Annotated in this window: 12 protein-coding genes and 4 pseudogenes; 10 read left to right on the top strand and 6 right to left on the bottom strand. The window is 58.3% G+C overall.

Features of this window, described 5'->3' with window-relative positions; all coding sequences use genetic code 11:
* Positions 1-292: 292 nt before the first annotated feature.
* Positions 293-1,326: pseudogene (locus AC0L2A_RS28655) on the top strand (IS481 family transposase).
* 252 nt (positions 1,327-1,578) lie between these two features.
* Here the strand turns inward: AC0L2A_RS28655 and AC0L2A_RS28650 are convergent.
* Together AC0L2A_RS28650 and AC0L2A_RS28645 are read right to left on the bottom strand one after the other, a co-directional pair.
* Positions 1,579-1,974 carry a transporter substrate-binding domain-containing protein gene (locus AC0L2A_RS28650; protein ID WP_473611652.1) on the bottom strand — a complete coding sequence of 132 codons (396 nt, stop codon included), beginning with the start codon at positions 1,972-1,974 and terminating at the stop codon, positions 1,579-1,581.
* Positions 1,916-2,143: a hypothetical protein gene (locus AC0L2A_RS28645; RefSeq protein ID WP_473611651.1), complete on the bottom strand. Its 228-nt coding sequence runs from the start codon at positions 2,141-2,143 to the stop codon at positions 1,916-1,918. The genes AC0L2A_RS28650 and AC0L2A_RS28645 overlap by 59 nt, the downstream gene beginning before the upstream one ends.
* Positions 2,144-3,021: 878 nt before the next feature.
* On the opposite strand from AC0L2A_RS28645, the gene AC0L2A_RS28640 reads away from it, so the two are divergent.
* Both AC0L2A_RS28640 and AC0L2A_RS28635 read left to right on the top strand, forming a co-directional pair.
* The gene (locus AC0L2A_RS28640; RefSeq protein ID WP_473611649.1) at positions 3,022-3,165 is read left to right on the top strand and encodes a hypothetical protein; all 144 of its coding nucleotides are present in this window, start codon (positions 3,022-3,024) and stop codon (positions 3,163-3,165) included.
* Positions 3,166-3,433: 268 nt separating this feature from the next.
* Entirely contained in the window at positions 3,434-3,574 is a 141-nt protein-coding gene (locus AC0L2A_RS28635; protein WP_473611648.1) for a hypothetical protein, read from the top strand.
* A gap of 330 nt (positions 3,575-3,904) precedes the next feature.
* On the opposite strand, the gene AC0L2A_RS28630 is transcribed toward AC0L2A_RS28635, so the two are convergent.
* Positions 3,905-4,189: a DUF5372 family protein gene (locus AC0L2A_RS28630; protein WP_473611647.1), complete on the bottom strand. Its 285-nt coding sequence runs from the start codon at positions 4,187-4,189 to the stop codon at positions 3,905-3,907.
* Between the two features lie 24 nt (positions 4,190-4,213).
* Here AC0L2A_RS28630 and AC0L2A_RS28625 point away from each other — a divergent pair.
* Both AC0L2A_RS28625 and AC0L2A_RS28620 read left to right on the top strand, forming a co-directional pair.
* Positions 4,214-4,372 (top strand): annotated as a pseudogene (locus AC0L2A_RS28625) (integrase core domain-containing protein); the annotation flags it as partial.
* A gap of 167 nt (positions 4,373-4,539) precedes the next feature.
* Positions 4,540-4,779: a hypothetical protein gene (locus AC0L2A_RS28620; protein ID WP_473611645.1), complete on the top strand. Its 240-nt coding sequence runs from the start codon at positions 4,540-4,542 to the stop codon at positions 4,777-4,779.
* Positions 4,780-5,072: 293 nt separating this feature from the next.
* Here the strand turns inward: AC0L2A_RS28620 and AC0L2A_RS28615 are convergent, their stop codons facing one another.
* The 3 genes and pseudogenes from AC0L2A_RS28615 to AC0L2A_RS28605 form a co-directional block, all read right to left on the bottom strand.
* Positions 5,073-6,434 (bottom strand): serine hydrolase domain-containing protein, encoded by a 1,362-nt coding sequence (locus tag AC0L2A_RS28615; protein WP_473611644.1) that lies wholly within the window; start codon positions 6,432-6,434, stop codon positions 5,073-5,075.
* 193 nt (positions 6,435-6,627) lie between these two features.
* Positions 6,628-8,212, bottom strand: a pseudogene (locus AC0L2A_RS28610) (ABC transporter substrate-binding protein).
* Between the two features lie 533 nt (positions 8,213-8,745).
* The gene (locus tag AC0L2A_RS28605) at positions 8,746-10,146 is read right to left on the bottom strand and encodes an MmgE/PrpD family protein (protein WP_473611643.1); all 1,401 of its coding nucleotides are present in this window, start codon (positions 10,144-10,146) and stop codon (positions 8,746-8,748) included.
* Positions 10,147-10,356: 210 nt separating this feature from the next.
* On the opposite strand from AC0L2A_RS28605, the pseudogene AC0L2A_RS28600 reads away from it, so the two are divergent.
* The 5 genes and pseudogenes from AC0L2A_RS28600 to AC0L2A_RS28580 form a co-directional block, all read left to right on the top strand.
* Positions 10,357-11,124, top strand: a pseudogene (locus tag AC0L2A_RS28600) (ISNCY family transposase); the annotation flags it as partial.
* 464 nt (positions 11,125-11,588) lie between these two features.
* The gene (locus AC0L2A_RS28595) at positions 11,589-12,917 is read left to right on the top strand and encodes an ATP-grasp domain-containing protein (protein ID WP_473611641.1); all 1,329 of its coding nucleotides are present in this window, start codon (positions 11,589-11,591) and stop codon (positions 12,915-12,917) included.
* A 110-nt stretch (positions 12,918-13,027) separates the two neighbouring features.
* Positions 13,028-13,960, top strand: coding sequence for a 2-oxoglutarate and iron-dependent oxygenase domain-containing protein (locus AC0L2A_RS28590; RefSeq protein ID WP_473611640.1), 933 nt, complete (start codon positions 13,028-13,030; stop codon positions 13,958-13,960).
* Between the two features lie 207 nt (positions 13,961-14,167).
* The gene (locus AC0L2A_RS28585) at positions 14,168-14,581 is read left to right on the top strand and encodes a DUF2267 domain-containing protein (protein WP_473611639.1); all 414 of its coding nucleotides are present in this window, start codon (positions 14,168-14,170) and stop codon (positions 14,579-14,581) included.
* Positions 14,582-14,796: 215 nt separating this feature from the next.
* On the top strand, positions 14,797-15,351 hold a 555-nt coding region (locus AC0L2A_RS28580; protein WP_473611637.1), incomplete at its 3' end, for a GMC family oxidoreductase N-terminal domain-containing protein.

Genomic DNA, 15,351 nt, shown 5'->3' with positions numbered 1-15,351 from the left:
CGAAGCCTTCAAAGACTCCGAACGTCGTTGCTCACGCAATCGACGACATCATCATGCGGCACAGCACGGTGATGTGGTAGACCGGCAGCTTAGTGAGCCGGCGGATAGCGGGAGCGACCGTCGGAAAGCCTGCGCACTCGAATAAAACTGCCGCGATATCGGGATTTGCGGATCTCAGTCGCGTGATGCAAAAGCGCCGACCTCAACCTCCAAAGCGGGAATATCGGTTGGCGGGGCTGTTTGATCCCGGGCTTTGATGGGCATCCTTATCCTCCGAATCAAGGGATGCGCTATGGGCCAGGTTCTTCATGGGAGCGCCACGACGACAGAGGCGATCCGTAGAGCGATACAGCATAGTCAAGAGAGCCTGAGGGCGCTGGCCAAACGCTACGGGATCAACCAGAAGACCGTCGCCAAATGGCGGGAGCGGACCTCGGTGGCCGATCTGCCGACCGGTCCGGAGCCGAGATCGACAGTGCTCTCGCTTGAGGAGGAGGCCGTCATCGTCGCCTTCCGACGCTACACTCTGTTGCCACTCGATGACTGCCTCTACGCCTTACAACCCACGATCCCGACGTCGGTCATTTAGGTTTTGGGATCGTCGCACCTGACGCGTTCGTCATTGCATCGTTGTCTGCAGCGTCACGGCATCGGTCGCTTGCCGGACGTAGAGGACGACAAGCCAGCGAAGAAGAAATTCAAGAGCTATCCGATCGGCTACTTCCACATCGACGTTGCTGAGGTGCGCACCAAACAGGGCAGGTGCATATGTTCGTCGCCATCGACCGAACCTCGAAGTTTGCCTTTGTCGCTGCATGAGAAAGCCACCACCGCTGTCTCGAGAGACTTCCTGCTGCGCCTGATCGCGGCTGTTCCCTACAAGATCCACACCGTGCTCACCGACAATGGCATCCAGTTTACCACCCCTGGTGCCGGCGGCTCGGCCGTGCCACTGATCAAGGAGGCCATAGCAAACGGCGAACTCTTCCGCGCCCATGCCTTCGAATACGCCTGCGCTAGGAACGACATCGAGCACCGGACGACCAAGCCAAGGCATCCGTGGACTAACGGCCAGGTCGAGAGGATGAACCGGACCATCAAGGATGCGACCGTCAGGCGCTTCTACTATGAGAGCCACGACCAACTCCGCCAGCACCTTTCCGACTTCGTCTCGGCCTACAACTTCGGACGCAGGCTCAAGACTCTCAAAGGCCTCCCCCCTATGAGTTCATCTGCAAGGCTTGGGCCACACAGCCCGAACGTTCAAGCTTTTACTCATATGCCCTCCCCACTGACGCCAGGGCCGGGGAGCGGTCAGACGCATAGCTTCAGCCCTTGCAAAGATCAGCGGTCTTGCTGCCATCCGGGAGATCGCGTTTGGTGTAACCATATTTGCCGGCCGAGGCCATCATTTCGTCAGAGCCAATGTAGTCTTTCAGCACAGCGTTGAACGCGTCTACCGCAGCCTGTTCGCTTAGAGAGAAGGCGATGCCAGGATGTTCGTTGGGCGCCGGCGGGGTGAATGGGAGGGCCACCTCAATACTGGGATCGTTCTCGGAAAGAGTAGTCGCGCTCAGACTATAGAGGTCGCCGGCGGCGGCGGCCGGCCTTTACAGCCTGTACGACCTCCGGCGGTCTTGCTACCTGCATGACCTTGTCGGCGGCGAAGCCTAACTTCTTCGCATACTCGACTCCGGTGGAGCCTGTCATGAGGGCGAGAGTAAGTCCCTTGTCAAGCAGATCCTGAAAAGAATGCGGTGCTTCTGGATTGCCCTTCGGCACTACGAGCCGGTCATTGCTCGTGGCGATCGGCTCACTGAACAGCACATTGCGGCAACGCTCTGGTTTAATCCACTTGCCGCCCGTGATGATGTCAAAGCGCCCAGCCTGGATGCGCGGGACAAGGGAGCCCCAATCAGTGACGACCGGCTCGATCTTGGCCGTCCCCATCTTTTTTAAGACGTCCAGGGTCATTGGTGAAGCCAAGACGGATTGTTTCTCCATTCTTGATCCTCTCGAGGAGCGACCCCGCCGAGGCCGAACCGACAAAGGACGAGATTGTCATCGCCGCCAGGCCGAGCGCGGCAATCCCCTTCAAGATTGCAGTTTTAAAGCTGTGTTCTTCATGTTTCAACTTGACCATTGGTTAGTCTCCGTTTTCGCTTCGCCGATTGTCTCCCGATATGCCTCGGGAAAAGCATTGCATTATTTTCTGAGCTTTTAGTCCGGCGGTTCCCATCATTATGTAGGTTGCAGAGCCCCCTCGTCAGTATCCTGGGTACGCTTCATCCAGCCAAGCAGCCCATCCTTTGCTGCTCCCAGCCGCTTGTGCAGCTTCATGAGCGTAGCAGCGCAGCACGGGCGCTTTATGCGAGAATCGCAATACATTTGCAGAAATTCGCCGTTTTCGGCGCTTGCACTGGTTTCCGTCATAAACTTGGTTCGTTGAAAATGAATAAGTTCAAGTTGTGATATGGCCAGCTGAGGCGCACCACGTCCGGCATGTTTCCTGCCTACCGTCCTCGATGAGAGGGCAGGTGCCAGCCATGACGGCCTCCCGGCGGTAATATCGACGTAGCCGAGTGCATGATCGGTGGCTCATGCGGGGGCGCAGGCCGACATCGCGTCCGCGGTTCGCCGGGTACGGCGGTCACGAAGCGCTGCCCGACTTCCTCTTCAACGCTCATGATTGCCGGAAAGGGTATCGGTCAGTTTGCGAACAAACGCCTTGGCCTTTTCCTTGCGTATCATCGTGACGACGGACATGTGCCCGTTCGACCCTCGCTTGCGAATGATCCGATGCCCGAAAGACGAACTCGTCATCGACGTGGGTGATATACCTTCGCCTCGTAAGGATTGCCTCTGCGGCCCATCGAGCCCGTCATCGATCACTTAGCCCATATTGTCGCTGCTTGCTCTCCGCCGCCTTGCCCGGTACATCGCCCCCGTCGGCAGGCGCGATCGCCCCAGCGAGCTCACCTCATCCTTGCCAGCCGTCACGCTAACCGCGGAGCAAGCACATTGCCTGACCTCAAAGTCACCGCCGATCAGCTGCGGCGCGACGCCTACCTCTACATCCGTCAGTCGACGCTTCGACAGGTCGCCGAGAACGGCGTAAAGTTGGGTGTTGTCGTTGCGGCCTTGATCCAGGCGACCATGCCCTGACGGTGCAGGGTTAGGAGTCCTATCCGGTGATCAGCCGGGCGCTGAGCACCGCGGCGCGCAGTTGTTCGTATGTGCCGACGAGGCTGGTCGCGCGGACGGTTAAGGCTGATCGAGTCGTTTTCTTGGGCGCCATGGCCCGCTCCAGACTTCGCCGGTGCACCCTGACGCCAAAGCGTCTGGCGATAGCGTCTACACATTGCGGCACCGTGAGGTCGGGCCGCGTCGTCCTGATTTGGTCGATGTAAGCGAGGACCGCGGCAGAGATCTTGTGTCCGCCGTTTGGACCCCACTGCCGGGGCACCAGCCCGTCGAGGCCCTGGTCGGCCAAGGCGCTCTGAGCTTTGTGAAGGTCGGCCGCGAGACCCCGAAGGCGCTGGCGACGTCGCTGATCGGCACGCGATCGGCCTGATGGCGGCGCACCATCTCGTAGCGGACCTGCACAAGGTCCCTAGCATCGAAGAAGAGATTGGCGGCAACAGCGTGTCGCGCACGGCTTCGGGGTGGGGGTTGAGCGCGCCGTCGCGGGCCAAGGCCTCGGCCCTTGGGTCTCGTCGTCTTGGCTTTGGCTTCGCCGACCATCATCCAAGCTGATTCGTAATATAAATACGCCTTATACGATGAGACGTCAAAGAAGACAACTCCACGACGCTCAGGGAAATTCCCGCAATACTGGGCGTATCTCTGGTATCCGAGCAGGCACTGCGGCGTAATTTGCCTAACACCAGCGGCGTATTTTACCTTACTCATCCTCCGCCTCCACCGGCGCAGCGATCCGATTCAGCAGCGTGAGCAAATACAATAGGTCGACCGTCCAGATCGCCGCGCGCCCGGCCGCGACGGGCCGGAATGCGTCAGGCTGCTCCATGTCCGACATTGCGGCGGCAATCGTGGGCAAGGTCCCGTCCGCCGCTCGGTAGATCACCCGGTCGTCGCCCCGGGGCTGCGGCTGATCATGTCGAGGTCTGGCCTTTAAGCGGGTGGAATGGGTGACTAATGCGGACCGTGAGGCCGGTCGTCCCCACATGGGCTGCAGTTGACGGCTTTATCCAACGCCAAGGCGGAGAGCTTCATGAAGACCCTGAAGGTCGAGGCGGCCTACCCGATGGCCTTCGAAACCTTCGACGACGTCATTGATCACCTTCCCCGCTTCATCGAGGAGGTCTATAACAAACGCAGGCTCCATTCGGCGCTCGGATATCTGAGCCCGCGAGGATCAACACATCCGGCAGACTGGCAAATCAGCAGCCTGATATCTGTCACCCCTCAGGGGCGCACTCCAGAAACACGGCTAAATCAGCAGATCGGTCGCCTTGCGCGAATTGATCACCAGGAACGCGGAAAGCTGCGTTTTCTCGACTCGAACGCGCAAACTCGATGACTGCTGTTGAAAAGTTATCTTGCTACATGGCGATCAACCAGGATCGTGAAAGCCTCTATCGCAGGATCCACGTCATGCTGGACCGGCAGGGCATCGTAATGAACCAGAAGAAGCTGATGGCGCCTCTACCGGAAGGAGAAGCTGCAGGTGCGCAGGCGTGCGACCGCAAGCGGGCACGGGGCCACGCCCAGGCCCATGCTCGTGCCCGATCGGGCCAACATCCGATGGAGACTTGACTTCGTCCCCGACACTATCCGCCGCCATGAAATGCCAGTGACTATTGTGTATTGCGAGGAGCCAAAATGATGGAGTGCTTCAGAGCCATACCATGGGCGCAAATAGGAATGGAACTGAAGTGCGACTCCATCTTCTGAAGCTGGCCGACAGTGCGTATGCCGGCTCGCTCCAGCGCCGCGTTGACGAGTCCCCAATCGCGACTGGGAGGTACGGTGGATGCGACAGGATTGTACCGGCTTAGGCGGTCGACCTACCCGTTGCCTCGGACAGTAGCGCATGTTCGTCACAACTTTTAGCTTTCCAATTCATCTCGGATAGCGCGGAATGCCGCGAATGAATTAAAGGGAAGGGGTCTAGCGGGCTCACATACTTGGTCAGGCCACTGTGCGCGTTTCAGAGGTGTTTGCTCAGGCCGGTGGGAGAGTTTCACCACCGCGAAATCCGCCTCGGGATCAATATAGATCAGTTGGCCAGCATGTCCCCACGCGATATAGGCTCCTCTCTTCTGGTCCTCGATCCAGAAAGTATTGTGATAAGCACCGTTTGGCAACTCTGGGCTCGCATCTCCGAATAACTTGAACAAAAAAGGCTTAGGACTTCGTATAGCTTCGATCCATTCAGATGGAACGATCTGCCTCCCATTCAGTCTGCCGCCGCGCAGATGGAGCAGTGCGAAGCGCGCAAAATCACGGAGCGTGGCTTGGAATCCGCCAGACGCCAGGGAGAAACGCGATTTGTCTATGATTTGGAAGGCATCCTCTTCCGCCCCCATCGGCCCCCATAATTCGCTGCTGTACAGTTCCGGAAGAAATTTGCCGGATACGCGTTGCATAATGAGCCCAAGCACGTCAATGTCAGCGTCAAAGTACTTGAAACGTGCACCGTGGGGCGCCTCCAGCTCCGTTATCCGCAGAATGCCCTGCCATATGTTAGCTGGAGCGTCTGGATGTCCCTCCGGCGGGCCGAAATATCCTGAAGCTACGCCGTAATTGAAGTTATCGGAATGCGGCACGTACCATAACCCGTCGAGTGTCGCGCAAGCAGTCATATCCAGCAGGTGCTGCACGGTGGCGCCCTGATAGGAGGTGGCCTTAAGTTCGGGCAAATACCGCGTTACCAGACTCTCGGGATCGATAAGTCCCCCATGGACGAGTATCCCGAACACCGTCCCCGTAATGGATTTCGAACACGATCTTCCAATGTGCTGAAAATGAGGTTCCATGCCATTCATATATGTCTCGAACACGATCTCGCCGCGATGCAGAACCAGAAATCCGGCAGTATAGTCCTTCTCGAGATATTCACGGATTGTTGCGCGCCGGCCGTCTCTGGAGGCAACCTCGATGTCACCAATATCCCTTAGCCGCTGTGGAAGCGGCAGGACCGGCCCTGGTCCCCGCCAAACCCGGGCGGTTCGCGTAGATTCGCTTACGTGCGAAAACGTCCACCTGCTGTAAGGCCAAAAGGACCACTCATCCGCCGGGATCATGGGCGCGCCCAGCGTCGGATCGATCTGCCACGACTCGGGATCGGACTGCGGTGATTTGTCGGCAGTTGCAGCGACGGGCGTGGATTGCGCCTCTCCCAATTCTGAAAGGTCAGGAGTGGGGGTCGTGGCTACATCCTTCTTCAATAAATCTTGCTTACTTTTCATACATCATCCCTACGCCAAGCATTCCTGCGACAGGCAGTTGCGTCCAAAAGTCGATCCAACCCGCCGTTAGGCGCGTCTTGGAACGTCAGTCCCTAGGTAGGAAGGCCCGTTACCCGCAGTCCGATTCACCAAATTGCATTGACAATTTTTTGTATTAAGTCCGTTTGGTAGGTTTACATCAGGCGGCACCGAATCACGCCGTCAACCAGCATTTGGCGAATGCGCGATCGCCCATCAGGTCGCGGTAACCGACATAGCCACCGACCTTGTCGGAGATGGCATTGATGAACTGGGTGAACATTGGAACGATTGCCCCGCCCTCATCCCGAACGATGATGGCCATCTCGCGATAGAGGTTCTTGCGCTTGCTCTCGTCGAGTTCAGCGCGCGCCTCGATGAGAAGCCTGTCGAACTTCTCGTTTGAGAAGTGCGTATCATTCCAGGGCGCCGCCGATTGATAGGTCGTCGAGTACACCTGGTTCTGCGTCGCGCGCCCGGACCAGTAGGTAGCGCAAAAGGGCTGCTTGTTCCAGACCTCTGACCAGTAGCCGTCGTCAGGCACGCGCCTGACGTCGAGGCTGATGCCAGCCTTGGCGCAGCTCTGCTGGTAGAGCTGGGCGGCGTCGACGGCACCTGGAAAACCGGCCTCGGCGGTCCGGAGTAGAATGGATCCGCTGTGACCAGATTTCTTGTAGTGGAAAGCCGCCTTGTCAGGATCAAAAGTTCGCTGCTCGATGTCTTCAGGGAACAGCGGATAAGAGGCATTGATCGGGAAGTCGTTGCCGACCGCGCCGTAGCCGCGCAGGATCTTGTCGACCATCTGCTGCCGATCTATCGCGAGCTTGAGCGCAATCCTGAGATCCTTGTTGTCGAAGGGCGCCGTGCCGCAATGCATGACGAAACAGTAGTGCTCCGGGCCTGGCATGACCTCGACCTTCAGGTTGGACGCGCGCTTGATGAGATCGACGACCTTGGGCTCGACCTTGTTAATCATGTGCACTTGGCCGCCCTGTAGTGCGGAAATTCGAGCCGTGGCATCGTTGATTGCGAGGATCTCTACCTGGTCTGCGAAACCCATCTTGTCGGGCTGCCAGAAATTGGCGAAGCGCTCGCCCACGTGGCGGACGCCGGGCTCATTGACAGTCACTCTATAGGGCCCTGCACTGATGCCAGCGGCCGGTTTGTCCTTGCCGCCGGCGGGCTGGATAATGAGATGAAAATCCGTCATCAGGAAGGGAAACTCGGCGTCCGGTTTCTTGAGGGTGATAACCACGTCGCGGCCGTCGGCCTTGAGGCTCTCGATGTTGCTCAAGATACCCAACCGCGCCGGACTGTGATTCCTTGTTGGAGTGGCGATCCAACGTTGCTACCACGTCTTCCGCCGTCACCGTTTTGCCGTTGTGGAATTCCACATCCAGGCGCACCTGGAAGGTCCACATCCTGGCGTCCTTGGAGGAGCCGAATTCTTCGGCGATACGGTTCTCCAATCCGCCGTCAGGCGCCTGCTCTACAAGATACTCGCCCCAGCAAGCACCGAATTTTGACGTTAATACTCCGAAGGCTCCTGCTGGATCAAGGCTTTGGGACGAGTCACCGCCGTGGAGGCCGCCCTTGATGATGCCGCCACGGACCGGTCCCTGGGCTCGCGTAGCGCTGGCCAGGAGGGAATTCGCGAATGTCGCTGAGACGCCGAGCGCCGCTGAGCGGCCGAGAAAGTCACGTCGGCTCAGCCGGCCCGCTGCGACGCTGCGGCTGAGAAAGTCGAGCTCCTGCGACATTAGGATGTTCCTCCGAGGATATGCAGCCTTTGGCCGACTTACTAGGCTCCGTTAACGTACCAACGTCTACGGGCCGCCGTGCAGGAATTGTCCAGTCATCAACGCAGGAAATCTGCGTATTCTGGCTGACTCCGGGCACATGCGACGAACCGGAAGGCTTTTTTCCTCGACAAATCAAAGCGCATCGGGGGTCATGCTGGAAACGGGAGCCGTCGCGTTCGGAGCTGCCAGGCTAAGCGGCATCCGGCAGGTTTGAGGCAAAGTCGCCCGCACGACAGCGTCAGCCCGAGATGTTGTCCAAGAGCTTACCGTCGATCGTCAATCAACGTATCGCAATGCTCGCCCCTGGCGGTCTTTTCTCCATCACGGCCTAGGAACACCCGGTCAGTCAGTTGGCATGGAACCTCGGGGACCATTGGAGCGAACGCAGGACTAAGTCCAGATCGGCTCGGGCTCCGATGTGCCAATCTTAACTCTCACCCTGCTCAAATCATCGCGGTGGTCGAGATCCTCACCATCAGCAATGCCCTCGACTACTTACCGCCAACAAGCAGCTCGAACAGGGGAGTCAGCGTGGGTCGCCTGTCAAGGTCGTAGACGAACTCACCGATCAGCCCCAGCCGTCTATCGGAGAACGGCAGCACGGACGTCTGCGCGCAGGTCTTGAGCTTCCGCATGCCGTCCGCGAGCGATGCCGGGTTTTCCGGATGTCCGAATGGCTTGTAAATACGAATGAAATGTTCTGCCCCACCTTTTAACTTGACTTTGACGGATGTCGGGGAATTCCCATACTGACCGTGAGTGCGGTCGATCTCTGGATCAACCTCGATCTTGGTAGCAGCCATAATCCTTTGCACCGCCGGGTCCAGAAGCGCCTCGGTACGAAAATCGTTAATTCCTACTCTGCCGTGTTGCGCCGCGACAGAGATGACGTAAGGTAAGCTGAAACGCGCTTCGACCGGGCCCTTTGGCCTCCACTTTTGGGCGCGCGGCTGGACCACATAACCTTCTTCAGCAACGACACGATTCACCCCGAGCTCAAGTGAAGCAATATCGTCGCCCACAAATTTGTGCTTCTCGCGCAATTGCAGCAGTCCGTCGATCCCCGGATGCATAGCCCTACAGGCCGGCCAGGCCTTGAAACTAATCAAAGCGTTCAAGTAGTCGTAGCCGAGTTTGTCTTTAAGCAAGTCAAGGTCGTGATCAGGTTCGAATGCTTTGTAGAAGCCACACTTCCCGAAGAACGGCTCCCGCGGGCCCTTGAAGCCCACCATAGCTGAAAGGGCCGACTCAAGACCTGACCGGGCCCGCAATCCCTGCTGCAGCGACACGGTGTCGGCGCTTTCTTCGTACATCTGCACTTCGCCGGCGGCGTGGGCGTAAGCGATGCCGAACGCATTGCGGGTTTTCTCTTCGTCGAGTCGTAGCAACTTGGTACCAACCGCAGTCGGGCCCCAGACAGCGACCATGTTGTCCCGACCGGTATTTACAGAGAGAGAGGTAACGCTACGCGCAAGACGCAAGTGCAAGTCCATTGCCGTCGCGAGCGCGGCCAGCAATTCGCGTCCGGTGATAGTTGGATCGCGTTCGGCAAGGGCGAGCGCCGGCGGCACGTTGTATGCGCTTGCGTGGCAACCGTTGATACAAAGCTCGTAGGTTTCATCAAAGTCGACGGCCCTAGCTGTCGTGGCATTGATAAGGGCCGCCGAGCACGCCGGAAGCTTTTCTCCGGAAACCCAGACTGTGCAATCCGCCTTGCCACCGGACAATGCACCAAGTTGGCGAGCCGAGTGCGCAATCGGGTCATTCGATCCGCCGATCGCGCTCGCAAGCGTGTCGAGTATGGAGAGCTTCGCCCGCTCAATCGCCTCCTTAGGTATTTTCTCAACACGACAATCGAGAACGTGCCTAATGATTCGCGTGGTCAAATTCATCGCCAAACCTTCCAATTGGAGCAATGCAGTACTGGTATTGTCAAAGACGGTCCCAGCCTGAATTACGATGGATGTGCCCACCGAGGCAACGTCACCCCGCGAAGACTACACCCTGCTCATGAACTTAAGCGTCCAAAGTCAGCCTTTTGCGCAAATTGTCGTGAGCGCGCGCAGGAAATCGGCGTTTCTCGCTGCCGCTCAGATTGGCAGCGGCTGGACAGCACTGTGACCTCAGTAATCATGCACGAACCGAGCGACAGCAGCCTGCTGTGGGACACTGTCCGGGTCATGGTGCGCCTGTTGAAGCAGCTGATACCTTGATCGGCAGCGCAGGTTTTGGCATGGCGAGATCATTGCCGCGCGGCCAAGAAGCGTGCCCGGAAGATCCCGTTCACACGCGGTCGACCCAACCGCGGCGAACTCTACCGTGAGCTGATCGGGATCACCCGCGTCACACTGGCTTATCTGCAGCAGGCAGCGGCGCGGTTGGCGGTGGCGACCACTCCGTTGGTCGAACTTTGGCAAGGTCAGATTTGCCACTATCGGCCGCTGATCGAGCGCATCATCACACAGAGCGAAAGGCGAGTGTTGGCCGGCGAACCGGTGCCGGCCAGCGAGAAACTGGTCAGACTGTTCGAGCCCCATGCCGATATCATCGTCAAAGGCAGCCGCGACGCCGAATACGGCCACAAGCTCAATCAGACCACCCGCAGGAGCAGTACGATCCTCGACCTGGTGATCGAGGCGGCAACCCACGACAGCCATCGGTTGCTGATGCTGGAGCGCCACATCGCCATCTACGGCCAGTCCTCGCGGCAGGCAGCGGCCCGATGGCGGCTTTGCCAGTCGCGGCAATCTGGCCACAGCGAAGCCTTGGGCGTTTGCGACATGGCATTCCACAAGAAAGCCGGCCTCAGGATCGAGGACATGGTCCGCAGCAATTGGGTCTATCGCAAGCTACGCAACTTCCGTGCCGGCACTTCAAGCGCGCCTTGTCCTCGGTCGTGGCCTACAACCTCGTCCTCTTCGGCGCGCCTAAACTGATACCACCGACCCGGCATCGCAACTGCGTCGCACCGGCCAAGCCGGCCTCGTGGCGCGCCCTTCAGCGCATCAACAACGCCTTTCCACCGATACCATCGTTCTACATCCCACCTTCGTCCATCAACGGCCTCTCCCGACGATCGACAAGTGTTTTCAAATACTCGCAAAAAGAGACGTTTGTGGACGGGAACTAATCCAGTCCCGCCGCCAGACCAGCAACACCAGACGCCCCTTGGGCGCTAGCCCAGCGTCGCAGATCCTTCGCATAAATATACACAATCTTTGCAACCGGAAATCGCCGGCGATGGTACTCTCACTTCTGAGGTAAGGCACAGCCGAACGGCCCTGATGCCGACTTTGCTTCTGTAGATCGCAGGGACACAACGTAGGAGACAGCCATGGCAAGGAAAGCGCTCATCCTGATCGAAGGTCATAGGGGTAATGGTCTGCTCTATGTCCAAGCGGCTCAGCGTCTTGGTCTACATCCAGTTACACTGTCGGCTGATCCGACCCAGTACGAATATCTTGCAGCGAAAAACCTTGAGACAATCCGTGTCGATACAGACAATCTTGATGCGCTAATCCAAGAATGTTCCCGGCTGCAGGCTACGTTTGGCATTGCCGGCATTACCGGCTTTGCCGGCGACGACGAGTCGGTCTCTGCGACAGTTGGTAAACTCTGCCGGTGGTTTGATCTACCCGGACCCAACCCAGCCTCGATTGAACAATGCTGCGACAAATTCGTTCAACGTCAGCTCCTCGCGGAGGCCGGCGTTCCAATCCCTGCTTATCGCTTGGCAGCGAGCGCGACGGACGTAGAAAGCTCGGCCGCGGAAATCGGCCTTCCGGTGATTGTTAAGCCAGCCGTAGGGAGTGGCAGCATGGGTGTCCGATTGTGCCGCAGCCTCGATGAATTGGCCCAACATACGGCCTATCTGTTCGAGGGGAAGCACATATGGCGATCTCCGCCGAGGGTACTGGTCGAAGAATTCGCACAAGGCCCGATGTACTTCGCTGCAGTAATGGGACATGAGGTCGTTGGGATTGGCGCCGCTGACTTCGGTCCCCAACCGCATTTTGTCTATCGTGGGGGGACCTTTCCCGCTCTGCTGACTGATGAGGAGCGTGAGCGTATTGCCGATGTTTCGCTGAGCTGTTTGCGAGCTCTGGGCCTTGGCTGGGGGCCAAAAAGCATCGAACTCCGGTGGACCAAACGTGGCCCAGTCATCATTGAAGTCAATCCGCGTCTTAGTGGTGCGCCGACTCCTCAACTGGTTAAGCTGGCTTACTCTGTCGATCTCATTGCCGAGCACGTCAAGCTTGTCATCGGCGGTGAATCGAACTTGCGAAAAAGAGAATCGCAGATTGCGGCTGTTCGATTTCTTGTTGCTGATAGCGATGGCACCCTCGATTGGATTGATGGGGGCTGCGGGGCTGCCGCTGTAGCAGGTGTCGCCGAGGTCAGATTGTACGTTGGGTCCGAGACGCCGATCGTCAGGAAAGGCGATTACCGAGACTGCATCGGACATGTCGTCGCCGCTTCACCCAGCCATGCTCAGACGGAAGCGATACTGCAGCGTGCCGTCGCCTCAATCGGTTGGTCGATAAAACCATTGCCGACTGTTGACGAACGGGAAAAGCCTGCGGCCCCCTCACCTCCCCAACCCAGCGCAGATGACGCGAAATCGTCGCCGAACATTGGCGCAATTGAGTGCAAACCGGGTTGATGCACGGCGCTGAACGTCAAAACCAGAGTTTAATACTAATGATGGTTTCGATAGCCCTAACAATAGCAATTGAAAAGAATTACCGGACTAAAGCACAACGGAGTACAACAATGACCACGCTACCGCAAATTTCTCTCGCGAAACTGGCAGCCGATGCAACGCAGCACGACGAGCGCGAACGCCTACGCATAGCCTGCGAAGAGTACGGGTTCTTCTACCTTGTCGAGCACGGCATCCCGAAGGAACAGATCACACAAGCCATCGAGGCTTCCCGCCGATTTTTCGGCTTGCCACATTCGATTAAGGAACGCTACGGTCACGCGTTTCAAGACGTGTACCCCGCTGCCGCCCGGGGATACAGTCCGTTGAACGGCGAAATGCTACATCCGGAGGCCGGCTTCGATCCAAAGGAGGTGTTTGATCTCGGAATCGAGAACGAAGGCGACCGGCGTCCGTTTGCCGGACGCACGCGCCTTCCAGACGACGCCTTGGCTCCTGGTTTCGCGCTAAGCCTGCTCGCTTTGCAGGCTACCGTGCTCACGGCGGTTGTCCCGCAGATCGGGACCGCGCTTGCCGACTTGATCGATATGGAACAAGACTGGTTCCAACGCCATTTCAGCCCGCCAACGCTCGGCCAACGCGTGATCCGGTATCCGGCTCGCGGCGGCACGTGCGCCAAGCACACCGATCATGGCTTCTTCACGCTGTTGCTGCAAGAGGAACTCCCCACGCGCTCTTTGCAGGTATGGTTCCGCGAGCGATGGATGCCGGTGCCCAGCCTTCCCGACAGTCTGGTAGTTAACCTAGGCGACATGCTTCAGACTATGAGTGACGACCGCTTCAAGAGCACTCCTCATCAGGTCGCGCATAATGGTCCGACTGACCGGATTTCGCTTCCCTTCTTTGTCTATCCCGACATCGACGCTCGCCTGAGTTCGCGGCAAGGGCAGCACCCCATTAGTGTTGTAGAAACGATGCTGCGCAACGTGGAGGCAATTTGGGTTACCGGGAAAGGCGCCGGACGCGCGCGCGAGCTCCAGTGAACCTCCGGTCTCTCAAGCCACAGCAAACTATGGCAACGGCGAAGCGCACTTCGGCGTAGTGCGCTGGAAGCACTCTTCCAGAAAGCTACCCTCTCCGCATCGGAGCGATAATTAGTGCTCCCTTGTTCATGGCGCATGAGGTTCACCCGGTACTTTTGAAGCAAGCTGCAGCGCCTGTTCTGACAAGCTAAGGAGAATTCTATGTGCATGAGCCGTGATCTCAACCACTCGCTGCACGCAACCCAAGATTGGATTGGTGATCTGGCGCGGAGACTTCGCTGGCATGATCGCGAGCAGGTCTACCAAGTCCTGATTGCGGCACTGCACGCCCTCCGCGACTGCCTGGATCGCGACCAGGCCGTTTACATGGGCGCGCAGCTGCCAGCCGTGCTGCGCGGCTTCTACTACGAGGGCTGGCGTCCCGGCCGGCGCGCTATAACCCAAAACCGAAATTCATTTCTCGACAGGGTACACGACGGCGTCCACCGGGACCCGGCGGTTGATCCGGAAGAGGTTGCCCGCTCGGTGCTAGCCCAATTTGCGGACCGTTTGCGGGCAGTAGGGGTTGAAGACCCCAAGGCCTCCATTCCAAGAGTGCTGCATAATCTTTGGCCAGCCTGAGACAGACGTGTGCTCTATGGGCATACCGACGAAGCCACCACTGGAGGCCTTTCGACCATGAACCGAAGTGATCGTCATGCGCTCGAACCTCCTCTGGTGCTCGGACGGGCATAAGCCGACCGTTCGAGGAACGGGGGTGCACTCCAGAAACCAATTTTACATGCTTGCTCCACTTCTTAACAGAGCCCCATGCGGCTCGCCAGCGGAGGACCATATTGAACTTGGATTACATTGTCGTGGGTGGCGGTTCCTCCGGATGCGTGATGGCGAACAGGCTATCTGCCAATGGCGCACGTGTGCTGCTCATTGAAGCCGGCCCGGACACGCCGCCGAATGCCATTCCTGACGAAATCCGGGATGGCGACCCGACGCGGGCTTACCTTAATCCTGATTATCGCTGGCAATCACTCCACGCCAGAACTGTGCGAGATGGACGCAAGCCTGTCCATTACGAACAGGCTCGTGTCATGGGCGGCGGCTCCAGCATCAATGCCCAGGTCGCCAACCGCGGTGGCCCCGGAGATTACGATGAGTGGGCCTTAAGCGGTGCAACGGGCTGGGCATGGGAAGACGTGCTGCCCTACTTCCGCCGTCTGGAATGCGACCTGGATTTCGGTGGCAAATTTCACGGCAAGGACGGCCCCTTGCCAATCAAACGTGTGCGTCAATCAGACTGGTCGGGCTTCATCCGGGCAATCTCCGATGCGTACGATGCTCTGGGGCTTCATTTTAGGCCAGACTTCAATGGTGCATTCGGTGATGGCTATTCA

This window comes from Mesorhizobium sp. WSM4844 (genome assembly GCF_055811775.1).
Note: the sequence above shows the minus strand (reverse complement) of the source record. Positions and strands in the feature narration are given on the sequence as shown.